This window comes from Roseburia hominis (assembly GCA_040702975.1).
Classification (GTDB): domain Bacteria; phylum Bacillota; class Clostridia; order Lachnospirales; family Lachnospiraceae; genus Allocoprococcus; species Allocoprococcus hominis_A.
Map to the genome: position 1 here is coordinate 1,712,806 of CP159990.1, position 24,608 is coordinate 1,737,413.

General features: G+C 48.2%; 21 protein-coding genes and 1 tRNA gene. 20 read left to right on the plus strand and 2 right to left on the minus strand.

The annotated features are described in order from the left end of the window. The first annotated feature begins 135 nt into the window (after window positions 1–135). The 5 genes from pth (at window position 136) to ABXS75_08050 (ending at window position 6,989) form a co-directional block, all read left to right on the plus strand. Window positions 136–717: an aminoacyl-tRNA hydrolase gene (pth, locus tag ABXS75_08030; GenBank protein ID XCP86727.1), complete on the plus strand. Its 582-nt coding sequence runs from the start codon at window positions 136–138 to the stop codon at window positions 715–717. Between the two features lie 6 nt (window positions 718–723). Continuing rightward, window positions 724–4,077, plus strand: coding sequence for a transcription-repair coupling factor (gene mfd, locus ABXS75_08035; GenBank protein XCP86728.1), 3,354 nt, complete (start codon window positions 724–726; stop codon window positions 4,075–4,077). Between the two features lie 169 nt (window positions 4,078–4,246). Next, on the plus strand, window positions 4,247–5,269 hold the full coding sequence (locus ABXS75_08040) for a peptidyl-prolyl cis-trans isomerase (GenBank protein ID XCP86729.1): 1,023 nt from the start codon (window positions 4,247–4,249) through the stop codon (window positions 5,267–5,269). Between the two features lie 82 nt (window positions 5,270–5,351). After that, entirely contained in the window at window positions 5,352–6,059 is a 708-nt protein-coding gene (locus ABXS75_08045) for a hypothetical protein (GenBank protein ID XCP86730.1), read from the plus strand. A 96-nt stretch (window positions 6,060–6,155) separates the two neighbouring features. Next, window positions 6,156–6,989: a PHP domain-containing protein gene (locus ABXS75_08050; GenBank protein XCP86731.1), complete on the plus strand. Its 834-nt coding sequence runs from the start codon at window positions 6,156–6,158 to the stop codon at window positions 6,987–6,989. A gap of 160 nt (window positions 6,990–7,149) precedes the next feature. On the opposite strand, the gene ABXS75_08055 is transcribed toward ABXS75_08050, so the two are convergent. Continuing rightward, entirely contained in the window at window positions 7,150–8,118 is a 969-nt protein-coding gene (locus ABXS75_08055) for a hypothetical protein (protein XCP86732.1), read from the minus strand. 313 nt (window positions 8,119–8,431) lie between these two features. On the opposite strand from ABXS75_08055, the gene ABXS75_08060 reads away from it, so the two are divergent. The 5 genes from ABXS75_08060 (at window position 8,432) to cysK (ending at window position 13,746) form a co-directional block, all read left to right on the plus strand. Beyond that, the gene (locus tag ABXS75_08060; GenBank protein ID XCP86733.1) at window positions 8,432–8,665 is read left to right on the plus strand and encodes a FeoA domain-containing protein; all 234 of its coding nucleotides are present in this window, start codon (window positions 8,432–8,434) and stop codon (window positions 8,663–8,665) included. Continuing rightward, on the plus strand, window positions 8,658–10,703 hold the full coding sequence (feoB, locus tag ABXS75_08065; GenBank protein ID XCP86734.1) for a ferrous iron transport protein B: 2,046 nt from the start codon (window positions 8,658–8,660) through the stop codon (window positions 10,701–10,703). The genes ABXS75_08060 and feoB overlap by 8 nt, the downstream gene beginning before the upstream one ends. Window positions 10,704–10,824: 121 nt before the next feature. Then, window positions 10,825–12,099 carry a 3-isopropylmalate dehydratase large subunit gene (leuC, locus tag ABXS75_08070; protein XCP86735.1) on the plus strand — a complete coding sequence of 425 codons (1,275 nt, stop codon included), beginning with the start codon at window positions 10,825–10,827 and terminating at the stop codon, window positions 12,097–12,099. Beyond that, window positions 12,099–12,593, plus strand: coding sequence for a 3-isopropylmalate dehydratase small subunit (locus ABXS75_08075; protein ID XCP86736.1), 495 nt, complete (start codon window positions 12,099–12,101; stop codon window positions 12,591–12,593). Before leuC ends, ABXS75_08075 begins: the two co-directional genes overlap by 1 nt. Before the next feature lie 220 nt (window positions 12,594–12,813). Continuing rightward, window positions 12,814–13,746, plus strand: a complete 933-nt coding sequence (cysK, locus tag ABXS75_08080) for a cysteine synthase A (GenBank protein XCP87111.1) — start codon at window positions 12,814–12,816, stop codon at window positions 13,744–13,746. A gap of 104 nt (window positions 13,747–13,850) precedes the next feature. On the opposite strand, the gene ABXS75_08085 is transcribed toward cysK, so the two are convergent. Then, window positions 13,851–14,288 (minus strand): Rrf2 family transcriptional regulator, encoded by a 438-nt coding sequence (locus ABXS75_08085; GenBank protein ID XCP86737.1) that lies wholly within the window; start codon window positions 14,286–14,288, stop codon window positions 13,851–13,853. 122 nt (window positions 14,289–14,410) lie between these two features. Here ABXS75_08085 and ABXS75_08090 point away from each other — a divergent pair, with 122 nt between their 5' ends. From ABXS75_08090 to ABXS75_08135, 10 genes are all read left to right on the plus strand, one after another. Beyond that, a complete protein-coding gene (locus ABXS75_08090; GenBank protein XCP86738.1) occupies window positions 14,411–15,724 on the plus strand; it encodes an O-acetylhomoserine aminocarboxypropyltransferase/cysteine synthase family protein in 1,314 nt (437 codons plus the stop codon). 226 nt (window positions 15,725–15,950) lie between these two features. Continuing rightward, the gene (locus ABXS75_08095; protein XCP86739.1) at window positions 15,951–17,180 is read left to right on the plus strand and encodes a hypothetical protein; all 1,230 of its coding nucleotides are present in this window, start codon (window positions 15,951–15,953) and stop codon (window positions 17,178–17,180) included. 12 nt (window positions 17,181–17,192) lie between these two features. After that, the gene (locus ABXS75_08100; protein XCP86740.1) at window positions 17,193–17,918 is read left to right on the plus strand and encodes an ABC transporter ATP-binding protein; all 726 of its coding nucleotides are present in this window, start codon (window positions 17,193–17,195) and stop codon (window positions 17,916–17,918) included. Next, window positions 17,912–19,807: an FtsX-like permease family protein gene (locus ABXS75_08105; protein ID XCP86741.1), complete on the plus strand. Its 1,896-nt coding sequence runs from the start codon at window positions 17,912–17,914 to the stop codon at window positions 19,805–19,807. Before ABXS75_08100 ends, ABXS75_08105 begins: the two co-directional genes overlap by 7 nt. Before the next feature lie 96 nt (window positions 19,808–19,903). Further along, on the plus strand, window positions 19,904–20,455 hold the full coding sequence (locus tag ABXS75_08110; protein ID XCP86742.1) for a sigma-70 family RNA polymerase sigma factor: 552 nt from the start codon (window positions 19,904–19,906) through the stop codon (window positions 20,453–20,455). A gap of 1 nt (window position 20,456) precedes the next feature. After that, window positions 20,457–21,656, plus strand: coding sequence for a DUF4179 domain-containing protein (locus ABXS75_08115; GenBank protein XCP86743.1), 1,200 nt, complete (start codon window positions 20,457–20,459; stop codon window positions 21,654–21,656). A 233-nt stretch (window positions 21,657–21,889) separates the two neighbouring features. After that, window positions 21,890–21,960: transfer RNA gene (locus ABXS75_08120), tRNA-Trp, on the plus strand. Window positions 21,961–22,186: 226 nt separating this feature from the next. Next, window positions 22,187–22,720, plus strand: coding sequence for a DUF3877 family protein (locus ABXS75_08125; GenBank protein XCP86744.1), 534 nt, complete (start codon window positions 22,187–22,189; stop codon window positions 22,718–22,720). 17 nt (window positions 22,721–22,737) lie between these two features. Beyond that, window positions 22,738–23,280, plus strand: coding sequence for an N-acetyltransferase family protein (locus ABXS75_08130; GenBank protein ID XCP86745.1), 543 nt, complete (start codon window positions 22,738–22,740; stop codon window positions 23,278–23,280). After that, complete coding sequence (locus tag ABXS75_08135; GenBank protein XCP86746.1) at window positions 23,280–24,305, plus strand: aminotransferase class V-fold PLP-dependent enzyme; 1,026 nt, start codon at window positions 23,280–23,282, stop codon at window positions 24,303–24,305. Before ABXS75_08130 ends, ABXS75_08135 begins: the two co-directional genes overlap by 1 nt. Window positions 24,306–24,608 lie beyond the last annotated feature (303 nt).

Below are 24,608 nucleotides of genomic sequence, written 5' to 3' on the forward strand. Positions count from 1 at the left end.
CATATCCCGTAATTTGCTGTCTAACACAATATATGAAAACAGGAGAAAATTTATGCTTGTTTTGCGTGACAAATGAGGAGCGATTTAGTAGAATAGGAACGTGGACCAAAGGAAATGAAATAAGAGGTGAAAGAGATGTTTATCATAGCGGGACTTGGTAATCCGGACGACAGATACAAGGGAACCAGGCATAATGTAGGATTTGATGTGATAGATTTACTGGCGGAAAAATATAATATACCGGTGGATACGAGAAAGCACCGCGCTTATATTGGCAAGGGAATCATCGCCGGCCAGAAGGTGATTCTGGCAAAACCGCAGACGTACATGAATTTGAGCGGAGAGAGCATCATTAGCCTTGTGGAATACTATAAGGTCGACCCTGAGGAAGAACTGCTCGTGATCCATGACGATATCAGTCTGGACGTGGGGCAGCTCAGGATTCGTAAAAAGGGCAGTGCCGGGGGGCACAACGGACTGAAGAATATCATTGCGCATCTGGGGACGAACGTGTTTCCCCGGATCAAGGTAGGCGTGGGAGAAAAGCCTAAGGGGTATGATCTGGCAGATTATGTGCTGGGACATTTCTCAAAGGGAGAGAGAGGGCAGATGGAGGAGGCTTACGGTTTGGCGGCAGAAGCGGCGGCGCTGATCGTGAACCGCGAGGTGGACCAGGCGATGAATGAGTATAACAAGAAAAGGGAAATGAAGGAGTAAGGAAAGATGAAAGCGTTAAAAACGCCTCTTTTGGAGCTGGCTGAATTTGAAGAACTCCAAAAACAGCGGCAGAAAAAGCCGGGAATGCTTCTTGTGTCCGGCTGCGTCACTTCTCAGAAGACCCATATGATCTATGCACTTAGCGATGGCTGTCCTATCACAGTCATCGTTCTTTCCGGTGAGGAAAAGGCGAAACAGATGTATGAAGAATATCGTTTCCTTACGGAGAGGGTCGTGTACTATCCTGCAAAGGATCTGCTCTTTTATCAGGCAGATATTCATGGGAAATTACTGGTACAAAAGAGAATGGAAGTGGTCCAGGCTCTTCTGGAAAATAAAGAGATCGCGGTCATTACGACCTTTGACGGATTTATGGACGCTCTGGCGCCCCTGGAGGTCATACGCGGGAAGGTGTGCACCCTTAAGGTGGGTGAGACATGGGATTTTTCCGCTCTTCAGGAGAAGATCGCACATCTGGGATACGAGCGGGAGGTCCAGGTGGAAGGCCCCGGCCAGTTTGCGGTAAGGGGAGGAATTCTTGATATTTATCCTCTGACGGAAGAGGTGCCGATCCGTATTGAGTTCTGGGGAGATGAGATCGACTCGATCCGGACGTTTGACGTGGACAGCCAGCGCTCGATCGAGAATCTGGAAGAGATCGTGCTGTACCCGGCAGATGAGATGCCTTATGGAGATGAAAAAGTTTCTTTTATAGACTATATAGATAAAAAAGAAAGTTTAATATTTCTTGATGAGCCTGTTCGCCTGTTGGAGAAGGGGCAGAAAGTGGAAGAGGAAGTAGAAAAGGCCGGCAGAATGCGGGAGGAGACCGAGGACCGCTCTGCTTTAGGAGGCTTAAAGCCGGAGTTTTTCACGGTGGACGAGATTGTAAAGAAACTAAATCGTTATCAAATGATTGGATTTAGTGCTTTAGAAACAAAATGCAGACCGTTTTTGGTAAACAAGACATACCCTCTCCAGGTCAAAAGTGTGAATCCTTATAACAACAGCTTCGAGATGCTGACCCAGGATCTGAAGCGTCTGAAGCGGAATGGATATCGGACGATACTGATCTCCGGGTCCAGGACCCGGGCGAAACGACTGGCGGAGGATCTGCGGGACTACGATCTGAACAGCTTTTATAGCGAAGACAGTGAGCGGGAAGTGATGCCGCGGGAGATCATGGTCTGTTACGGGCATGTGGAAGTGGGATACGAGTATCCGATGATCAAGTTCATGGTGATCTCCGAGACGGATATTTTCGGGAAGAGCCGGAAGAAAAAGAAGAGAAAGGCATATGAAGGGCAGAAGATCCAGAATTTTTCCGATTTGAAAGCAGGGGACTATGTGGTGCATGAGAATCACGGGCTGGGCATTTACAAGGGAATCGAAAAAATCGAGGTCGACAGGGTGATCAAGGATTACATGAAGATTTCCTATGCGGACGGCGGGAATCTGTATATTCCGGCGACGCAGCTTGACCTGATCCAGAAATACGCCAGCGCCGATGCCAGGAAGCCACGGCTTAACAAGCTGGGAGGTCAGGAGTGGAGCCGTACCAAGACGCGGGTGCGCGGTGCGGTGCAGCAGATTGCCAGGGATCTGGTGGAGCTTTACGCGGCGCGCCAGTCGAAGGTGGGCTATGTATATGAGAAAGATACCGTGTGGCAGCGGGAGTTTGAGGAGATGTTTCCTTTTGAGGAGACGGAGGATCAGCGCCTGGCGATCGAGGCGGCCAAGCGGGATATGGAGAGCCCGAAGATCATGGACCGCCTGATCTGCGGGGACGTGGGATTCGGGAAAACGGAAATCGCCATTCGGGCAGCGTTCAAGGCGGTGCAGGAGAATAAGCAGGTGGTGTATCTGGTGCCGACCACGATTCTGGCGCAGCAGCACTACAACACCTTTATCCAGCGTATGAAGGAATTTCCGGTGCGGGTGGATCTGCTCTGCCGTTTCCGCACGCCTGCGCAGCAGAAGAAGACGCTCCAGGATCTGAAGAAGGGACAGGTGGACATTCTGATCGGTACGCATCGTGTCCTCAGCAAAGATGTACAGTTCAAGGATCTGGGGCTTTTGGTCATAGATGAGGAACAGCGATTTGGCGTACAGCATAAGGAGAAGATCAAGAAGCTGAAGGAAAATGTGGACGTTCTGACGCTTACGGCAACGCCGATTCCGCGTACCCTCCACATGAGTCTGATCGGAATCCGGGATATGAGTGTGCTGGAGGAGGCGCCGATGGATCGTATGCCGATCCAGACGTATGTGATGGAGTTCAGCGATGAGATGGTCAGGGAAGCCATCGAGCGTGAACTTTCCCGGGGCGGCCAGGTCTATTATGTGTATAATCGTGTCAAGGATATCGCGGAGGTGACGGCGCGCATTCAGAATCTGGTGCCGGAGGCGACGGTGGTTTCTGCGCATGGTCAGATGCGGGAGCACCAGCTGGAGCGGATCATGTACGAGTTTATAAATGGAGAGATCGACGTGCTGGTGTCCACCACAATCATCGAGACGGGACTTGATATTTCCAATGTAAATACGATCATTATCCACGACGCGGATAAGATGGGACTCTCTCAGCTCTACCAGCTCAGAGGGCGCGTGGGAAGATCCAACCGCATGGCCTACGCTTTCCTGCTTTACCGAAGAGATAAACTGCTTAAGGAGGTGGCGGAGAAACGGCTGGCGGCGATTCGGGAGTTTACGGATCTTGGCTCCGGCGTCAAGATTGCCATGCGGGATCTGGAGATCCGCGGGGCCGGAAACCTTTTGGGTGAGGAGCAGCACGGCCATATGGAGGCGGTAGGATACGATCTGTACTGTAAGATGTTAAATGAAGCGGTCCGGCATCTGAAAGGAGAACTGCCGGAGGATCTCTTTACGACGACCATCGATCTGAATATCGATGCCTTTATTCCACCGTCCTATATTCCGAATGAATATCAGAAGCTGGATATTTATAAGCGGATAGCGGCGATCGAGACGCAGGAGGACAAGGACGATATGCTGGAGGAGCTGATCGACCGTTTTGGGGAGCCGCCCAAAAAGGTGCAGCAGCTTCTTGCAATTTCGCAGCTAAAGGCCTTTGCGCACAGCGCTTACATTACGGCGGTGGAACAAAAAGGAGAAGAATTCCGGTTTACCATGTATGAAAAAGCGAAGGTAAATGTGCAGGCGATCCCGCAGCTTTTGAAGAAATATAACGGGGAGCTGAATTTTAAGGCGGAGGCGATTCCGTATTTTATTTATAGGGATCTTCGCAGGAAGAAAAAGGAGAAGGATCAGGAGGTGCTGGAGAAGATAAACGGTGTGGTATCAGACATTCATTCTCTGGTACTTGCAGAAGTGATATAATGAAGAACACTGGTGAGAGTTTATGCTCTTGTGGTATAGGGCAATCGTATCGAGATAATAATATGCATTTTTTGTGAAAATGATTGCCAGTCATGTTAAAAAACGCTATACTATAACGTGTACACCGAAAAAGGCGTGCGATGGGATACAACGAAGGAGGATTTTTTCAATGAAGAAAAGAATAGTTTCGCTTGTTCTGGCGGCAGCAATGACGGCTGCGGCTATAACAGGCTGTGGAAAATTAGATGGAAGCGCGGTGGTCGCAGAAGTGGGTGAGGAGAAAATCACAGCAGATGTGGCGAATTTTTACGCCCGTTATCAGCAGGCACAGTATGAGACCTATTATGCGAGCTTCATGGGAACCGACCTGTGGGCTGGCGAAGCACAGGACGGAAAGACGTATGAGGAGAGTATAAAAGAATCTATCATGGAATCCTTAGAGACATTGTATGTACTTGACGCACACAAATCAGAATACAATGTTGAACTGACAGATGAGGAGAAGGAGAATATCAAGAAAGCAGCCGAGAGCTTTGCCGATGCGAACGGGAAGGAAGAAAAGGAAGTGATCTCAGGAGATGCGGCGACGGTACAGAAGGTGCTGGAGCTTTTGACTATCCAGGAAAAGATGCGTGTAGAGATCGGCAAAGGCGCGGATACTGAGGTTTCCGACGAGGAGGCAGCACAGAAGAAGCTGCAGTATGTGCGGTTTCCATTTACCACGACGGACGCAGACGGCAATCAGACCACGCTTTCTGATGAGGAGAAGGCAGAGCTGAAGGAGAAGGCGGAAGCATTCAAAAATGGTGCGGCAGACGCCGACGACTTTGAGGCATTTGCAAAAGAGCAGGGCTATGAGGCCACGAGCGTTACTTTTGATGATGAGTCGACCTCACTTCCACAGAATCTTCTGATTGCGGCAGATATGCTGAAAGAGGGAGAGGTCACCACAGTGGTAGAAGACACTTCTGCATATTATGTAGGAAAGCTGATCAGTCTTCTTGACAGGGAGGCAACGGATACGAAGAAGACCACCATCGTCTCTGAGAGAAAGCAGGAGTTGTTCAATGATACCTGCGAAAAGTGGAGAAAAGATGCGGGTGTAAAGGTGCATAAGAGCACATGGAATAAGATCGATTTTGTTAAACAGGGAGTAACAATCAAGAGTACCGACACAGAAACGGAAGAATAGGGAGACTCTGGGAAGAGGAATCCGTGAAGCGGGATATGAATATTGAAGGAGAGGAATAATTAATACGGAGGAGGAGATTCTAATGGGAGAGATCAACACTTTGATAAATAGTCTGACAAGTAATCCGGAAGCGATACTGGAAACAGGAGCAGAGTTAACTGTACCGGTTCTGGCAGTGAACGCGGTGGTGTCACTTTTGATCTGCGTGCTGGGTTTGAAGCTGATACGGCTCTGGAATGTGCTTGCAGGTCTGGCGGCGGGAGCTGTCGTAGGCGCTGCAGTCAGCCTGGCGCTGGGACTTGAGGTGAACGTGTTTCTGATCGTTACAGGCGTATCTGCAGTGGTCATCGCCGTTTTGAGTGGTATTTTCAAACGGTTTGGGGCGTTTATCTTTAGTTTTACGGCTATCAGTGGAATTGCTATCAGCCTTTTGGGATTTCATAATCGGATTTTTGTGGGAATTGCTGCGGTAGTTGCGTTAATCCTTGCCGTTCTGGCAGTGATCTGGTTCGAACCGATGGTAATTGTGGTCACTTCCATATATGGTGGTTTTGGACTTGGCGGGGCGGTCGCAGGACTTAGCGGGCTCAAAAATCCATACGTATGTGTGGCTATATATGTGGTACTCATTATCCTTGGCATGGTGATTCAGTTTACCATGAAATCCGGCGAGATCAAAAGAAGAGATCGTAAACGCGCTCAGGCAATCAAAGAAGAGCATTCCGTAGAGTCGGAAATAGATAAGGCCAGAGCGATACTGGATGCTGATGACGAAGACGACGACTATTAGAAAAATGTGTTGCTGGTACAGCGATCATGCTGTGCGGGTAAAAAGGTCTGATATATTCAGCAGAGGATCTGACTGTCAAAGAGAGGAGTGGTGTGTATGAGAATTGATATGCACTGTCATGTGAAGGAAGGCTCGCTCGACAGTAAAGTGCCGTTGGGGGAATTTATTTCGATACTAAAAGATAAAGGAATCGACGGTATGGTGGTGACCGATCACGACACATATAATGGTTACCGGCATTGGAAATATCAGATGAAGGACAAGGAGCACCCGGATTTTGTGGTACTCAAAGGGATCGAATACGATACCCGGGATGCGGGACATATTCTGGTCATTATGCCGCAGGGGGTGCGTATGCGTCTTCTTGAACTAAGGGGGCTGCCGCTTTCTCTTCTGATTAATTTCGTGCATCACCACGGCGGAATCTGTGGACCGGCTCATCCCTGCGGGGAGAAATATCTCAGCTTTACACACACGAAATGTTTTAAGAAAACGCCGGAGTTGATGGAGCAGTTTGATTTTGTTGAGGTATTCAACGCCTGTGAGTCCCCGGAATCGAATGAAGGGGCAAGAAAGCTGGCCGAGGAATACGGGAAGATTGGAGTGGGCGGAAGCGACGCTCACAGGCCGGACTGCGTGGGAATGGCGTATACGGAATTCGAGGATCCGATCAAGACGGAGCTGGATCTGATTCAACAGATACGCAGCAGGAAGCCGATACAGGCCAAAGGCGGATTTTACACCGGCACCACGAAGGATAAGATGGGAAGGGCGAATAAGCTGCTGGTATATTCTTTTTGGCTCTATAATTTTGGCGGGGCGCTGCTTCGGATGCGGGGAAGAAAGGACAAGATTCAGGCGGAACAGCCCATCGATCCGATCGACCCGATTGAGATGCCATATTTAAGTGAGATAAAGAGGAAATATTAAATAAAAAAGAGGAAAATCAGATTTGTTTCTTGTCTGATTTTCCTCTCTTTTTATTTAATTGTATCTATGAGACCTATTATCCGTCATATTTAAGTACCTCGTGAGCAGACATATATGGAAAAACTTATCGGTCGTTTAGCGTAATTTGGCGCGTAACCTTCTATTTTTTATTATCCATATAAGAATCTATCCTCCGCCGAACTTCGCTCAGCATCTCCTGGTATCTGCGGCTCTGCATTTTAGGGAATGCATTAAGAAGACGCTTCTGAATCCGGTCATTGTTCTCCGTGTATTCTTTGTAGCGCTTGTACAGATCAGAAATCCGGGCCTTTACTTCGTCGGAGACGGTATCCAGGGTCTCGGAAACATTTTCCAGAGCTTCCGAAACATTTTCCAGGGTTTCTGAGATATCTTCGCGCTTTTCGACCAGTGCATCTTTGAAAGCTTCCTGTCTCTCGGAGAAGACTTCCTTCCATTCGTCCTGCTTCTCGGAGACGGTATCAATAAGTTCATCCTGCTTTTCGATGGCAGAGATGGTCGTGCGGTAAATATTTTCCCCGAGCCTGTCCGAAATATCGTGCAATTCGTTTGCAATCTGCTGCATGGTCTCCAGACGTTTGTTCATCTTCAGGATGCCGGATGCTGTGATGTACAGGTCGGCAAACATGGCAATTCCTAAAATCGTCATAACGGGAATGGTGACAGGCAGTGGAATGAACGCCAGTACCCTGTGGATCAGTGGGTGGATGAAGTCAACGATCAACACGCAGGCTACGCCCCAGATCAGAGAAAAAAGCAGGCAGACATAGCCGTTTAAATTCAGGGGCATATCGGAATAGTCCCACCATTTATTATGAAATATTTTTTCAAGAATAAAGCCGGTCAGCCATTCCAGCGCAGTCACAAGAATAATACTTGTGATGTAAAGCAGGATTAGGTTGGATTTATACGGGGTCAGGAACATCACAACGATTCCGACGCCGATCCCGTAAATGGGGCAGATAGGTCCGTTTAAAAACCCACGGTTTACGAAGTGGTGCGTCTTCCATGCCGCGAAAGCGACCTCCGTGCACCAGCCGAGGAAACCGTAAACAAAAAAGTACAGGATAAAAAAATATAATTCATTCATGATAAAATCTCCTTTGGAATTTTCACAGAAAAAGTGTACCTCGCCAAGTGTTTCATATTATATACAAAAAATTGCCGGTTGTAAATGCGGGAAATATAAATATAGAAGAAATTTTGAAGACAGGTTATGGAAAAAGCGGTAAGAGGGGATTCAGGGATTGTATTTTTTGCATCGTGAATTGGTAATGTAGGCAGCAGAGTATAGAAAATGATTATAAAAACGCATCATTATTGGGAAAAAGTTTCATTAATTCTTGCGGTAACAGTAGATTCGGGTCTATAATAGGTACGGAATACACGAGGAGATAAGGATCATGAATTTAAAAGAAGGAAAAAATAATCGAACCTATGAGGTAAAAATGATTGACCTGGAATTAGGACTGGAACGCCGTCTGGAAGCGCTTGGACTTACGGAAGGGGCGAAGATCACGGTGCTGAATAATGACAAAAAGGGAGCGCTCACCGTAAAGTTCCGCGGCACCCGCTTCGCGCTTGGCAAAAGAATTGCCGAGCATATTACGGTAGAAGGGGGAGAGGATCATGAGTAAGCCGGTAAGCGTCGCATTTATCGGGAATCCGAATTGTGGAAAGACGACTCTTTTCAACGCCTATACCGGGGCAAACCTAAAAGTGGCCAACTGGCCGGGAGTTACGGTGGAAAAGAAGGAAGGAAAGACGATCTATGACGGGCAGGAATATAAGCTTATAGATCTTCCCGGCATTTACAGTCTGACCTCTTATACTATGGAAGAAAAAGTGTCCAGACAGTGCATTTTAAGTGATGAAGTCGATGTCATTGTGGATGTAGTAGACGCGTCCTGTCTGGAGAGGAATCTGTATCTGACGCTTCAGCTCATCGAGCTGGGTAAACCGGTGGTGCTGGCGCTCAATATGATGGATATCGTGGAGGAGCGCGGAATGGAGCTGGATCTGCACCGCCTTCCGGAGATGCTGGGAATCCCTACGATTCCGGTGTCCGCAAGAAAGCGGAGCGGGCTTTCGATCCTGATGCACGCTGTTGCACATCACCAGGATCTGGAAGTGAGAGATCCGCTGATCCATCACCATGCAAACCGGAAGCCGTCGCAGCATGTTCACAATCATCATTCCGAATATGCGATGGTATACCGGGATGAGATCGAGGATAAGATCGATCTGATTTCCGAGACCCTGATCCAGAGTTATCCGGAGATTTCCAATCCGAGGTGGCATGCAATCAAATATCTGGAAAATGATGCGGAGGTGATGGAAAGCCACCCGATTACGATAGAAAAAGAGCTTCTTGAAAATTGTGAGAAAGAGATCATCAATCAAAAATATGATTTTATCGAGGAAGTGATTGAGGAAGCGCTGGTAAATAAAGACGCCAAAGCGCAGAAGACGGACAAGGTGGACCGCTATATGACGCATAAATACCTGGGTCTTCCGATTTTCCTTGGAATCATGGCGCTGGTATTTTTCCTGACCTTTACGATCGGGGACTGGCTGAAGGGATATTTTGAGATTGGCCTTGAGATGTTCGGCAATTTTGTTTTTGAGGGTCTGACGGCGCTACATACCAGCGATATGCTGATTTCCCTTGTGGTAGACGGAATCATTTCCGGCGTGGGCGGAATCCTGACCTTCCTGCCGAATATTTTCATCCTGTTCCTTGCCCTGGCCTTTCTGGAGGACAGTGGTTATATGGCGCGGGTGGCGTTTGTGATGGATGATATCATGAGCAGTCTTGGGCTTTCGGGAAGGGCATTTATTCCTCTGCTTCTCGGCTTCGGATGTTCAGTTCCGGCAGTTATGGCATCAAGAGCGCTGGAGCACCGGAAAGACCGCTTGAAAACAATACTTATTACGCCGTTTATGTCCTGCAGTGCGAGACTTCCGATTTATGTGCTGTTCTCGTCCCTGTTTTTTGGAAAACGCGCGATGCTTGTCTGCTACTCCATGTATTTGCTGGGAATCGTTGTGGCGATTGCAACGGCATTCGTCCTGTCCAAGGTGGATGGAAGCAAGGCGGAGCATAATCTTTTGATAGAGCTGCCGGAATATAAGACGCCGAATGCGCGGACGATCGCCATCTATGTGTGGGAGAAAGTAAAGGATTATCTGACGAAGGCGGGAACCGTGATCTTCGTGGCGTCCGTTATTATGTGGGTGCTGCTGAATTTCGGAACATCAGGCTACACGACAGATATTTCCCAGAGTTTTGGTTCCATGATCGGAAAAGGTATCGTACCGCTGTTCAGACCTCTGGGCCTTGGATACTGGCAGATCGTGGTGGCGCTGATCGCGGGAATCGCGGCCAAGGAAGTCGTGGTCTCCAGTTGTGGCGTGCTGTTCGGAATCAGCAATGTGACAGGGAAGGCCGGAATGGCGGCGTTTACTGCCACTTTGGGAAGTATGGGCTTCGGCGCGGCCAATGCCTATGCGCTGATGGTATTCTGCCTGCTGTATGTGCCGTGTACGGCAACGATCGCGACCATTCGACGGGAAGTGGAGAGCAGGAAAATGACGCTGCTGATCGTAGGATACCAGCTTGCAGTGGCGTGGATTGTAAGTTTTATTGTATATCAGATAGGGTGTATGCTGTGATGCTTGATGGTTCTTAACCTATATGCCGTTGGTTCTTGCAAGAATCTTATAGATTGTGGTACACTGCATTCTATAGTACAATAACACTATAAAGTGAGAAAATAAAAGGAGGAATTTCATCATGGGAATGACGATGACACAGAAGATTCTTGCCGCTCATGCAGGACTTGACTGCGTGGAGGCAGGACAGCTCATCGAAGCCAAATTGGACGTAGTGATGGCGAACGACATCACCGGACCTATGGCTCTGCCGATTTTCAGAGAGATGGCAGAGAACGTATTTGACAAGGACAAAGTGGTCTTGGTACCAGATCATTTTACTCCCAATAAAGATATCAAGTCGGCAGAGAATTCAAAAGCGATCCGTGAGTTCGCGAAGGCGCAGGGACTCAGCTGGTATTTTGAACAGGGTAAATCCGGTGTGGAACATGCGATTCTGCCGGAGGCCGGCGTGGTGGCAACCGGAGAGTGTATTATCGGTGCGGACTCCCACACCTGTACATATGGCGCATTAGGGGCATTCTCTACGGGAGTCGGGACTACCGATATTGCGACGGGAATGGCTATGGGAGAGCTTTGGTTCAAGGTGCCCTCTGCGATTCAGTTCGTGCTCACCGGGAAACCGGGACCGTATGTGACGGGTAAGGATATTATCCTGCACATTATCGGAAAGATTGGAGTGGACGGAGCGCTCTACAAATCAATGGAGTTTACCGGAGACGGTATTGCGAATCTGACCATGGACGACCGGTTCACGATGGCAAATATGGCGATCGAGGCCGGTGCGAAGAATGGAATCTTCCCGGTAGATGAGAAGACGGAAGAGTATTTGAAGGAACATACAAAGAAGAGCTATCAGATCTATACGGCGGACGAGGACGCCGAGTACGATGAGGTAGTTATCATCAATTTGGCAGAGGTACGCCCGACGGTGGCATTCCCGCATCTTCCGGGTAATGCAAAGACCATTGATGAGATTGAGGAGATGGAGCCAATCAAGATCGATCAGGTAGTCATCGGTTCCTGCACCAACGGCCGGATGAGCGATATGAGAAAAGCGGCAGCAATCCTGAAGGGCCACACGGTACATCCGGATGTGCGTGTTATGGTTGTTCCGGCGACCCAGAAGATTTATAAGGAATGTATCAAGGAAGGATTGATTGATATTTTCATTGACGCGGGATGTGCGGTCAATACGCCGAGCTGCGGACCGTGTATGGGAGGACATATGGGCGTTATGGCAGCAGGTGAGAAATGCGTATCCACGACCAACCGGAATTTCGTAGGAAGAATGGGTCATGTTGATTCCCTGATCTATCTTGCCTCCCCGGAGGTGGCGGCGGCCAGCGCCATCGCAGGCTGTATTGCAAATCCTGAGAAAGTAGGTGACAGATAATGAAAGCACTGGGACATGTATTTAAATATGGTGACAATGTAGATACGGACGTGATCATTCCGGCAAGATATCTGAACTCTTTCGATGCCAAGGAGCTGGCAAGCCACGCTATGGTCGATATCGATCCGACTTTTGCTAAGAGAGTACAGCCGGGGGATCTGATCGTGGCAAATAAGAACTTTGGCTGCGGTTCTTCCAGAGAACACGCACCGCTCTGTCTGAAAACAGCAGGCGTAAGCTGTGTCATCGCAGAGACCTTTGCGCGGATTTTTTATCGGAATGCAATCAATATCGGACTTCCAATCATCGAATGCCCGGAAGCGGCGAGAGGGATCGAAGCAGGGGATGAAGTGGAAGTAGACTTTGATTCCGGGAAGATTTACAACAAGACCAGAGGAACCGAGTTCCAGGGACAGCCGTTCCCGGAATTCATGCAGAAGCTGATTGCAGCCGGCGGTCTGGTAAAATATACGAACAGCAAAAAAGAAAAATAGGGTTTTAAAATCATGTAAGAATGTGACGGGAGGCTTCGCTGAGGAAGAATGTGCAGGGGGCTTCCCGCGTTTTATTATATGGTTTTTTATTGCGAGATATATTTTTATATTTGGTATTGACATGGCAATATCTGGGTGCTAGAATAAAGCCTATAAAACAGGTAGGTATTATATGAATTAAATATATATGTAATACCGGTACATGAGAACAGGAGGAGTAATTATGAGAGTTTATCGAGGAATCACGGAACTGATCGGTCATACGCCGCTTATGGAATTAGCGAACTATGAGAAGGATCAGAAGTTAAATGCGGTGCTTCTTGCTAAGCTGGAGTATTTTAATCCGGCGGGAAGTGTGAAGGACAGAATCGGAAAAGCGATGATAGAAGATGCGGAGGAGAAAGGAACGTTAGTTCCGGGTTCCGTCATTATTGAACCGACCAGCGGTAATACCGGTATCGGACTTGCAGCGGTGGCAGCCGCGCGCGGTTATCGGGCAATCCTGACCATGCCGGAGACGATGAGCGTGGAGAGAAGGAACCTTCTGAAAGCATACGGCGCAGAGATCGTTCTGACAGACGGAGCCAAAGGAATGACAGGGGCGATTAAGAAGGCCGAGGAACTGGCAAAGGAGATTCCGAACAGCTTCATTCCGGGACAGTTCACGAATCCGGCGAATCCGGAAGCGCACCGCAGGACGACCGGCCCTGAAATCTGGGAAGATACGGACGGAACCGTAGATATCTTTGTTGCAGGTGTAGGAACCGGAGGGACGCTTACCGGAGTGGGAGAATATTTAAAATCAAAGAATCCTCAGGTGAAGGTGGTCGCGGTGGAGCCGTCCACATCTCCCGTACTTTCCAAAGGGGTGGCCGGACCGCACAAGATTCAGGGAATCGGGGCCGGATTTGTACCAGATACCTTGAATACGGATATTTATGATGAAATTATTGCAGTGGATCACGAAGATGCTTTTGCGGCAGGAAGAGCCATTGCAAGACGCGAGGGCATTCTGGTGGGAATCTCCGCAGGGGCGGCAGTATTTGCGGCGGCAGAGCTGGCAAAGCGCCCTGAAAATGAAGGGAAAACCATCGTGGTGCTTTTGCCGGATACGGGAGACCGATATTTGTCTACCCCGATGTTTACAGAATAGTGATTAAAATAGCTGAATGAAGCCGAGCGCAAAGATGACCCATTTTCTGGACGGCTATGCAGATATGATCATGAAAAGAGACACCAGGCATATGCCGATGCCCCTTAGATCACATAATCATTACCGCGGAGATTTTCCTGACGATCCAGGATATCCTGAAGGGTGATTCCGTCGAGATATTCATTTACCACCTGGTACAGACCCTGCCATACAGCAAGAGTGATGCATTCGTCTTTTCTCGTACAAAGGTTGGGGTCCTGTTCCAGGCAGGCAACAGGTGCAAGACTTCCTTCGGTGATCCGCAGGATATCGCCTACCGTATAGTAGCCGGGATCTTTGGCCAGCATGTAGCCGCCTTGATAGCCGCGGCCTCTGAGCAGGATATCCGCACGATTGAGCATAGGAACGATCTGTTCCAGATATTTTTTGGAAATTCCCTGGCGCTTGGCAATGTCTTTTAGCGCAATGTAACCGTTGTTGCGGTGCTGGGCAAGGTCTAGAAGCATACGCAGGGCATAACGGCCTTTCGTGGATATTTTCATAAATCTACACCTCTCTTTTCATAACCTAAGTATACCATAGGTTTTATAGGGATTCAATGAAAGAGTTGACAGTAACTTAATAGAAAATGCAATCTGATTTGACAAAACAGGAGGACAACATCATGAGCAAGAAAACCAGAGCAGAGCGAGAATTTAGATTTGAGACATTACAGCTTCATGTAGGACAGGAACAACCCGATCCGGTAACAGACGCAAGGGCGGTTCCGATTTACCAGACTTCTTCTTATGTATTTCGCAACAGTGAGCATGCTGCGGCTAGGTTTGGACTCAGTGATGCGGGAAATATCTACGGCAGACTGACCAACCCCACGGAGGACGTGTTCGAGAAGCGTATTGCGGCGTTGGAGGGCGGAGTGGCAGCTCTTGCCGTGGCTTCCGGAGCGGCAGCGATTACCTATACGTTCCAGAACCTGGCCAAGAATGGGGATCACATTGTGGCGGCGAAAAATATTTACGGTGGCACTTATAATTTGCTGGCGCACACTCTTCCACAGTATGGAATCACCACTACTTTCGTCGATCCCTTTGATTATGAGCAGGTGGAAGGTGCCATTCTGGATAATACGAAAGCGGTATTCATCGAGACACTGGGAAATCCCAACTCCGATGTGGTAGATATTGAAAAACTGGCCGGGATCGCTCATGCGCACAAGATTCCGCTGGTCATCGACAATACATTTGCGACCCCTTATCTGGTGCGCCCGATCGAGTACGGCGCAGACATCGTCGTACATTCTGCGACGAAATTCATCGGTGGACATGGAACCACCATCGGGGGCGTGATCGTCGACAGCGGTAAATTTGACTGGGAGGAAAGCGGTAAATTTCCGTCTCTTACCGAGCCGAACCCGAGTTACCACGGAATCAGCTTTACCAAAGCAGTGGGCGCGGCAGCATTTGTGACGAAGATCCGCGCGATTCTTCTTCGGGATACGGGCGCGACATTATCGCCGTTTCATGCTTTTTTCTTCCTCCAGGGGCTGGAGACATTGTCTCTTCGCGTGGAACGCCATGTGGAAAATGCGCTTAAGGTGGTAGAGTATTTGAATAATCACCCGCAGGTGGAGGCGGTGCATCATCCGTCCGTTTCCAGTGATCCGCTGCAAAAGGAACTGTACCAGAAATATTTCCCGGATGGCGGAGGCTCTATTTTTACATTTGAGATCAAAGGAGATGCCGAAAAAGCCAAAGCCTTTATCGATAATCTGGAATTATTCTCCCTTCTGGCAAATGTGGCGGATGTGAAGTCTCTGGTGATCCATCCGGCGTCCACGACACATTCGCAGTTGAATGAGGAGGAGTTATTAGATCAGGGAATTAAGCCGAACACCATTCGTCTGTCCATCGGGACGGAAAATATTGCTGATATTATTGAAGATTTGGACGAGGCGTTCAAGGCAGTGAGTGAAAAATAGAGAAAACTGAAAATTTAAGGAATGTAACAGTTAGAAAGCAGATCATTTTATTTGGCCAATATGCAGATAAAGGGTCTGCTTTTTTGGCGCAAAGTTTAACTAATTGGAGGTTTCGCCAGACAAAAATCCACATTAAAATGCAGAAAAAATTTCAAACGGATAGATTTCCCACACATCCTTTCGTAATAATCATTAGAGACATCATGGAAAGAGGGGAGGAAAGAGTATGTTCTATGTGCGGACGGCATTTCGCAATATTCGACGATATAAATACAAAAGTATTCTGCACATGCTGATAGGGATCGTAGTGATTTTATTTCTGGACATCTATGCGGAAAATCTGGTAAAAAGCAGGGAACAGATACTGGGTCTGGCGGATAAGATCCCGGTGGAAGGGCGGATTACGAACCTGCAGGGTTCCCGGGAATCGGGGCTGTTTATCAAGGAGAGTTATTATGACGGAGTGATGAAGTCGGATTATGTGAAGGAGCCAAAATTCACACTGCAGCTCATCGGCAGACTGGAAGAGGAGGAGTGCGCCGTTATGGCGGTGAACAGCCTGTATGCGATTGGCGGCGTCAAAGAGGAGATGCTTGTTTTTCAAAAAAAGGAGGATGCGGAGGAGTTTTTTACATCGAACAGGAAAGAGTGTCTGGTCACCTTGGCGTTTCTGGAAAAGCATGGAATGAAGGTGGGAGATGCGCTTACTCTGGACATGGAATATTACCAGTTCCAGAAAGAAACGCACACGGAAATGATAGCAAAACCGCTCGAGCAGGTGAGGTACACGATCGCGGGCACGATTGCGGATACGTTCCAGGAGGATTTAAAAGAGTCTTCCTCCGGCAATCAGGTTATGATTCCCGAAATTATGATTCCGATGGAGACGGCGAGGGACAGTTTCCGATCCCGGGGGATTCCCTTTTACACGGATTCAGGCTCTTTCTATGTGAAAAATCCGCTGGAGCTGGAAGCACTTAAGGCGGAAATGGATGAGCTGGACTTTTTTGAAGTCGTTCCGACAGCGCAGTACGCGATCGAAGGATTTGCACTTCTGCTTTGCGATGAGACCTTTATCCGCGCCTATGGAAGTCTTGGCGAGGGCTATGAGATGCTCCGCATGATTCTCCCCGGTATCTGCGTCACTTTGGCGGGGGCAGGATTCATCACTTCCTATTTGCTTGCGGGCAGCAGGCGGCAGGAATATGCGGTCATGCGCTCGCTTGGCGTGCCCGCGGGAGGCTGTCTTGCTTCTTATCTGATAGAGCACGGCACGATCGAGCTAACCTGCGGCTTTGTGGGAAGTGCGGCGGCTATGTGGCTTGTCGGACTTGACTTTCGCTGGGCATTGGCCTGCTTTGCGGCATTTTTCCTATGCTTTTTTGCCGGGACCGTTGCAGCAGTCGTCATGTTCGGGAAAATGAGCGTTGTGGAAGTGCTGGCAAAATCAGAATAGGAGGGTGAGAAGATGGGTGTATTAGAGGCAGAGCATGTATGCTATTCCTATAAAACAAAGTATCAGAAGATAGAGGCAGTAAGGGACATTTCTTTTGTGTTTGAGGAGGGGAGGATGTACGCGGTCACCGGGGAGTCCGGCAGTGGAAAGAGCACTTTTTTGTCCTTGCTGGCGGGGCTGGACCTTCCAACTCAGGGGCGGATTTATGTGGATGGAAAGGACATGGCACAGCTTGACCGTGACAGATACCGTCGTGAGCAGGTGTCCGTGGTCTATCAGGCATTCCATCTGTTTCCGCTCCTTACTGCGCTGGAAAATGTCATGTTCCCGATGGAGCTTCGCGGCACGAAAAAGGAAGAGGCGAGGAAAACGGCGCAAATGCTGATTGGGAAGGTGGGGCTTGGAGAGAAAAGCTTCCGGCAATTCCCCCAGATGATGAGCGGTGGTGAGCAGCAGAGGGTGGCGATCGCAAGGGCGATGGCATCCGGGGGCAGAGTGATCCTGGCGGACGAACCGACGGGAAATCTGGACACGGAAAATGAGAAAAATATTGTGGAAATCCTTAAGGAACTGGCGCATGGCGGTGGATATACCGTGATCGTAATTACGCACAACCCGGAGGTGGCAAGAGATGCAGATGTGGTGCTGACCCTGCGCGATGGAAAGCTGGTATCCGCCATGGACCGGGCGGCCCTCAAAAACCGGACTAAGACCGGGGAGGTGGATTCTTCATGCTAAGAAACAGTGTAAAACAGATGTGCCGTACTCCTGTGAAAATGATCCTGTTCCTGCTGCTCATGATGATGGCAAGCCTTCTGGTCACTCTGGGCGTGAATCTCTTTTATATCAGCGAAAGGACGCAGGAGGAGGCCAAAGACGCATTTTGGACCGTCGGAAGGGTCCAGCAGAAGCCTTCCGCAGTGGCGCGGGAGAAATACTGGGATTATTTGATGCAGGATTATCAGTATGAGGACGTGAAAAGGTATGACAGCCGGATTCCGGAGACAGTGCTTGATTTGGAAGGGATTTCCTATATTCACAAGCCAAAGCAATACCCTTATTATATTGCGCATAGAGAGGAATATGTGGTGCGGAATACAAAAAATGAGGTGGATGAGGCCTGGATGGGAGCTGCGGGAAGCGAGGTCATTGCAGAGGTTTCCCCCTATGAGGACTGCGTGCCGGATCATCCGGTGAAACTCCATTTCAAAAAGGCACTGTTTGGAAAAGTGACAGAGCGTATGTTTCATTTTATCTGGTACTGGGATTATACGACTCCCACACCGGAACCCCTTTATGCGGATAAAACGTATGTAATTTCCTTATATAGGAATGACGGACTGCAATATCTGGGAGTGATAGACAAAGAAAAATACCCTGATGTATCGATGGTATGGACGCCGCTTGAGACGATCGAGGGGCTGCAGTACCGAAAGGACGGCAGCAGAATACCGGATGAAAAATATCCGAACTGCTACTTGAGTGAGATGACGGAAAATTTTTACGAGACAGAGGAAGGGAAACGCTGGCTGAACCTGATTGAGGGTATCAGGATCACCGATTACAGTATTCCGGTAATCCCGACGGATGCTACGAAGCTGCTTCCTTATTTTTACAAGGGGGATACCGGGATTACAGAAGGCCGGGATATTTCTGAAAAAGAATACGAGGAAGGAAAACGAGTCTGCCTGATTACAACGGAGTTTGCAGCGAACAACAAGCTGAAGGTGGGAGACCAGTTGCCTCTTTCACTGTACTGCTCTGATTATCAGTTGTCTGCAGGGCAATCTTATCCTGTCAGGTCTTATACACAAGGAAGAAAAATCATCAATGCCGACGGAGAACTGTATCAGCCATTTTTTGAGGAAGAGTACGAAGTTGTCGGAATTTACAAGATTAATCTTGCTTTGGATACCTATACCGGATTTGAGCCGGCGAACAACGGGGTGATCATTCCCGCGGCCTCCGTGACGGAAAGTGATGAAAATCATATTCTGCTCCACGGCCCAATGCGGGAGTATAACACGGTCTTCCAGCTTGAAAATGGGACGGCCGATGAGTTCTGGGAAATCTATAGCCGAAACAAGATCGAGGGACTGGATATCAGGATCGATGACGGAGGGTATACCCAGGTAGAGCAGAGTTTCCAAAATACGAGGAAAATGTCGGTGGTTCTGCTGGTGGCCGGGTGCATTACCGCCATTTTCATTCTGCTGTTCTTCTGCCATATGTTCGTGACCAAACAGAAGCAGCGAACGGCGATGGAACGTTCCCTTGGAATGACGAAGGGGCAGTGTCGCATTTCCCTTATGGGAGCACTGTTTGCCATTATTTTGCTGGGGTGTATCCTGGGCTGCGCTGCGGGAGGAAAAGCTACGGAAATCATCGCCGGGAGGCTGGAAAAGAAAGCAGTATTTTCCACCTTATTCAGCAGCAATCAGTCTGTAGCGCGGGAACTGCCCTCCTCGGCAGAGTATTTGAAGGAGGGACATAGGAACTTTATCTTGCCGGTTTTGTCAGGTACGGTTATACTGATAGCGGCAGGAGTGATTTCCGGCGTTATGGTGGAGAAGAATTTAAAAGAAGAGCCGCTGGGGCTGCTTACAAGTATGAAGCAGGAAAAATAGTAAAGCAGTAAGAGTTACATGAAAAACAAGGAGTGACAGGTAACGGCCGAAAGCTTGTTATTTGCAGAAGACAGCATAGGAAGGAGGGAGAAGGGATTGCGAATCACAAAGGATAATTTCTTAAGTCAGCTCAGAAAACGAAATGAAAAAGCGCTGGAGTTCGTATTGGAAGAGTATGGCGGACTTTTGATGTCGATTATCCGGAAGCATCTTTTCTGCCTGCCTGGTCTGCAGGAGGAATGCATGAACGATGTGCTTTTGAAGATATGGAAGCATATCAGTCAGTTCGATGAGTCAAAAAGCAGTTTTCGAAACTGGGCGGCGGGGGTTGCCAGATATCAGGCGATAGATTACCTCCGCAAATATATCAAAGAGATGGAAAGGTGCAGTTTGGAAGAGGTGGAGGAGGGCCGGGAAGATGTGGCCCTTATGAATCTCCTGGAGCAGGAGATCTCGGAGGAGGTCGAACAGATGCTCTCCTGCCTGTGCGAGGAGGATCAGAAGCTGTTCCTGAAGCTGTTCTACGAGGAAAAGAATGTTGAGGAGATCAGCAGGGAGACGGGCCTTAGAAGGGAAACAATCTACAACCGAATCTCCCGGGGAAAGCGAAAAATCAGAAATTATCAGGAAAGCAGGGAGGGACATTGATATGAAGAAAAATATCTATATGCTATTAAATGACGTATCAACGGATACTTCCGGTTATTCTGATACGGAGCTTGACGAGGCGCAGCTTAGAAAATACAGGGGCAATTTAAGAAAACAGCTGGGAAGGAAGAAAAGAAAGCGTATTTATGCGGCGCTTATGGCCGCGGCGTGTGTGATGCTGGTAGCCGGGCTCATGGTATTGCGTCCTCTGAAGCAGAGAATGCGGGCTTCTGCTGCGAGAGGAAAATTTTCAATCAGTTCTCTGGTGGGGACTTCCGCCAGGCTGAATCAGATGGCGCTGCACATTGACAAGACCTTAAGGATTGAGGATGGTTATGTTACCTTGAATGCGGCTGCGATTGATGACGGGCATATTTTGATTTATTCCACTTATGTTTTTGACGACGCTGAGGCGGTACCGCGTCTTTCGAACGGTGACTGGGGAAGAGATTATGATTCTCCGTTTAGGTGTATGTCGGGAATCCTCAGTGTACCGGTTACAGATTCTATGAATATGAACCCTTACCATTTGGATTGGGACTATAAAGATGAGCCGGTCTATGTGCAGAGAATGTTCATTAATGGGGAGGAGATTTGCTGTGACATTACGGCGGAGACCTATGCGGATGAAAAGGGGGTAGTGCAGGACTGCGCCCAGTATAATTTTCATACGGATACGCTGGACTATCCTGCGCAGGTCAGAATCGAGGTGTATCGCTATTCGCAGCAGTTGTTCACGAGTGATGCAAAGAAGGCGGAGACGCTGGCAGAGATAGAACCATCGGCCGCGTTTGAATTTACATTTACTAAGGACATGATCGTGGAAAATGAAAAAGATATTCCGCTGAATGAAACGATTATTCTGCCGGACGGACAGGAGCTTTATATTACCCGTTTTGTATATAATGCGATGGGAATGCGGCTGTATGGAAGATTCCCGAAAAAATTTGACGAGGAGCATCTGTCGGGAAGAATCTGCCTTGAAAGTGTCGAGCAGATGGCAAAGAGTGATATTTTTTATATGATTCAAATCTCGGATACAGAAGTCTTCTTCACTCCGGTAGCGTCAAACTTCATGTATTCGGTGGTTCCGAAACTAAAACAGTGGGAATTCAAGGTTGTCGTGTATCAGTGGAATGGTGACAGGACTGAGCGGGACAGGATCGTATTGCCTGATCGGTTTACGATCCCGCTTAAGTAGTCGTGGTTTGCCAGGCGGGAAAGAATTGCTGATACATTCTTTCCTGCCTGGCGCTTTGCTGCTAAGATATTTGTAAGGTGAACGCATATTCCAAAGGTAAATATTTTTCAATGTTCAGCCTAATATCAAAAAATTTTCATATAACAAATATCAATATTTTACATTTTTATTATTGACAAAACACTGCTTTTTGTGATATTATCTAGAAGTCGCGATGAGCGGTTACACTATGTAGGGGATTGGTCAAATGGTATGACAAGGGTCTCCAAAACCTTTAGCGGGAGTTCGATTCTCTCATCCCCTGTTTTAAAATATGTGCTAGAAGCTTTGTGTTTACTGAGCTTCTGGCATTTTTATATTTTGGTGCAATGGAAAATGCAGCCCCTAAAGATTCGACGTTTGGGGCCTTTTTGGGTGCCGAACATACCTAATTGAAAGTCCGGTGGATTTTCATCTCGGCTGCCAAGCATATCTGAAGGGATATGCGGATAGAAAGTGAGTTGATAAATGGGATGAAGCATGAGAAATTTATGAAAAATATCATAGATCAGATCAAGGAATCGCAGATCAAGCTGGGATATGCAAGGGAGACGGTGCGTTTATATTATCCCTACGCCTCGATTCGGGCGATTTTGGGAAGTACCGTTTCTGATGAGACGGAGCTTTTAGAGCTGCTTGGATCGGAACCGGAATTTCAAAATGGCGTACTTGGCCATTTGTCCTTCCGTTCCCACAAGGGGAGAGTAGAAGTCAGGATTCCGCCGGAAGGGGCGGAATATGTCTGGAAGGAGGTCCCGACACCGCAGTTTCTCGTGGATCTGATCGAATTATTTGGGAAACACCATCATTGTTCTTTGGAGGAAGTCCGTGCAATATTCGCCAAATATAGCGGGGATTATGTGTGTGAACAGATGCCGGAAGATGCGGATTTTGATTACGTGCTGTATTTCCGGGATCCGGGGATTGATGCATATTATTATTGTGTGAAAGAAGAGATGGGTCATATGATTTACCATCGGTTTTCTAAGGAAGATTACCGGGAATTGTTTCATTCAGAAAATTAGGAGAATGTTTATACCGGTTGAAAGGTACGAGAAGAAAGGTACGGGAAGGAAGCGGTGTGATGATCAGACGGGCGTTATTTGCAGATTTGCCACAGCTACTTAAGATTTATAATTATGAGGTGCTTCATGGTACGGCGACCTTCGATGAGGAGGCGAGGACCCAGGAGCAGCAGGAGGAGTGGTTCTCACATTATACGGGAAAGTATCCGCTTTTGGTGGAAGAGCATTTTGGGAAAATAGCAGGCTATGCGGGGGCGTGTCGTTTGTTTCCGAAGCCGGCGTATGATATTTCGGCGGAGGTGAGCGTATATGTCGCTTGGGATATGCGCGGACAGGGGATTGGAGAGAGGCTTCTTATTGCTTTGCTTGAAGAGACAAAAAAGGAGCCGGAACTAGAGTCCTTGTTTTCTCTGATTACGGCGACGAATGAGGCAAGTATCCATTTGCATGAAAAGCTGGGGTTTCTTTATGAGGGCATACTTAGAAATTCAGGAAAAAAGTTTGGGGAAAACCTGGACGTAATGATATACAGATATGATTTAAGAAGGGAGAGGTTCTAATGATTTTATTTAACAGTGACTATACGGAGGGAGCGCATCCGCGGATTCTGGAGAAACTGATGGAGACTAATCTGGAGCAGACGGTCGGTTACGGTGAAGATGCGTATTGTGAAATGGCGAGGGAGGCAATCCGAAAGGTCTGCGAGGCTCCTGAGGCAGATGTGCATTTTCTGGTGGGAGGCACGCAGGCGAATTTTACAGTTATTTCCTCTATACTGCGTCCTTATCAGGGGGTACTGTGCGCTGAGAGCGGACATATCAATGTCCATGAGACAGGTGCAGTGGAGGCGTGCGGCCATAAGGTGCTGGGGCTTCCCGCCTGCGAGGGGAAGATAACGGCAGAGCAGATCGAAAGGGAGTATGAGCTGCATTGGAGTGATGAATCTCATGAGCATATCGTACAGCCGAAGATGGTCTATATCTCCCACCCTACCGAGCTGGGAACCTTATATACCAAGTCAGAGCTTGAGGCGATTCATGCGGTTTGCCGAAAATGCGGTATGTTCCTCTTCCTTGACGGAGCGAGAATGGGGTATGGTCTTGCTGCTCCGGGAACGGATGTGACACTGCCGGATCTGGCAAAGCTTTGTGATGTGTTCTATATCGGTGGCACGAAGGTCGGCGCACTCTTTGGCGAGGCGGTTGTGATCACGAATCCGGCGCTCGGGGAGGATTTCCGCTATTGCATCAAGCAGAAGGGTGGAATGCTCGCAAAGGGAAGACTTCTGGGAGTGCAGTTCCTGGAGCTTTTCAAGGATGGCCTGTATTTTGAAATATCAAAGCATGCGATCGATATGGCGATGCTCCTCAAGGAAGGACTGATGGCGAAGGGATATGAATTCTTCATGGATAGTGTGACGAATCAGCAATTCGTGATCGTGTCAGATGAAAAGTTAGCGCAGATTCGGGAAAAATACGGAGTCACCTATCAGCAGCGGTATGACAAGAAGCACATCGTGATCCGGCTGTGCACAAGCTGGGCTACAAAAGAGGAAAATGTCAGGGCATTCCTGGCAGATATGTAGGTCCTGGGGGGAGTGTGAAATTTAACGTGAGATGGTGGTTCGTAGGGTGGACCATCGAACCGCATTGTGTGTGGAGAACGTAATATAGCGTAAGCGTAGTTGAATTATAAGAAGTAGAAGTGAAAAGCAGTCGTAAGCAGAAAATAATTTTTGCGTGCGACTGTTTTTGTGTTGCCAAGCATACCGGAGTGAATGTTCAGTGGACGTAATACCAACTAATTATGATTAGATATCTAACTAAAATTTTGGTTAAATTTCTTATAAAAGTATAAAATATATGTGCATAGAATTGACATTCATCGG

Bases quoted from the DNA above. Each gene is read 5' to 3' on its own strand.
- pth (XCP86727.1), top strand. From the start codon at position 136: ATGTTTATCATAGCGGGACTTGGTAATCCGGACGACAGATACAAGGGA.
- mfd (XCP86728.1), top strand. From the start codon at position 724: ATGAAAGCGTTAAAAACGCCTCTTTTGGAGCTGGCTGAATTTGAAGAA.
- ABXS75_08040 (XCP86729.1), top strand. From the start codon at position 4,247: ATGAAGAAAAGAATAGTTTCGCTTGTTCTGGCGGCAGCAATGACGGCT.
- ABXS75_08045 (XCP86730.1), top strand. From the start codon at position 5,352: ATGGGAGAGATCAACACTTTGATAAATAGTCTGACAAGTAATCCGGAA.
- ABXS75_08050 (XCP86731.1), top strand. From the start codon at position 6,156: ATGAGAATTGATATGCACTGTCATGTGAAGGAAGGCTCGCTCGACAGT.
- ABXS75_08055 (XCP86732.1), bottom strand. From the start codon at position 8,118: ATGAATGAATTATATTTTTTTATCCTGTACTTTTTTGTTTACGGTTTC.
- ABXS75_08060 (XCP86733.1), top strand. From the start codon at position 8,432: ATGAATTTAAAAGAAGGAAAAAATAATCGAACCTATGAGGTAAAAATG.
- feoB (XCP86734.1), top strand. From the start codon at position 8,658: ATGAGTAAGCCGGTAAGCGTCGCATTTATCGGGAATCCGAATTGTGGA.
- leuC (XCP86735.1), top strand. From the start codon at position 10,825: ATGGGAATGACGATGACACAGAAGATTCTTGCCGCTCATGCAGGACTT.
- ABXS75_08075 (XCP86736.1), top strand. From the start codon at position 12,099: ATGAAAGCACTGGGACATGTATTTAAATATGGTGACAATGTAGATACG.
- ABXS75_08085 (XCP86737.1), bottom strand. From the start codon at position 14,288: ATGAAAATATCCACGAAAGGCCGTTATGCCCTGCGTATGCTTCTAGAC.
- ABXS75_08090 (XCP86738.1), top strand. From the start codon at position 14,411: ATGAGCAAGAAAACCAGAGCAGAGCGAGAATTTAGATTTGAGACATTA.
- ABXS75_08095 (XCP86739.1), top strand. From the start codon at position 15,951: ATGTTCTATGTGCGGACGGCATTTCGCAATATTCGACGATATAAATAC.
- ABXS75_08100 (XCP86740.1), top strand. From the start codon at position 17,193: ATGGGTGTATTAGAGGCAGAGCATGTATGCTATTCCTATAAAACAAAG.
- ABXS75_08105 (XCP86741.1), top strand. From the start codon at position 17,912: ATGCTAAGAAACAGTGTAAAACAGATGTGCCGTACTCCTGTGAAAATG.
- ABXS75_08115 (XCP86743.1), top strand. From the start codon at position 20,457: ATGAAGAAAAATATCTATATGCTATTAAATGACGTATCAACGGATACT.
- ABXS75_08125 (XCP86744.1), top strand. From the start codon at position 22,187: ATGAAAAATATCATAGATCAGATCAAGGAATCGCAGATCAAGCTGGGA.
- ABXS75_08135 (XCP86746.1), top strand. From the start codon at position 23,280: ATGATTTTATTTAACAGTGACTATACGGAGGGAGCGCATCCGCGGATT.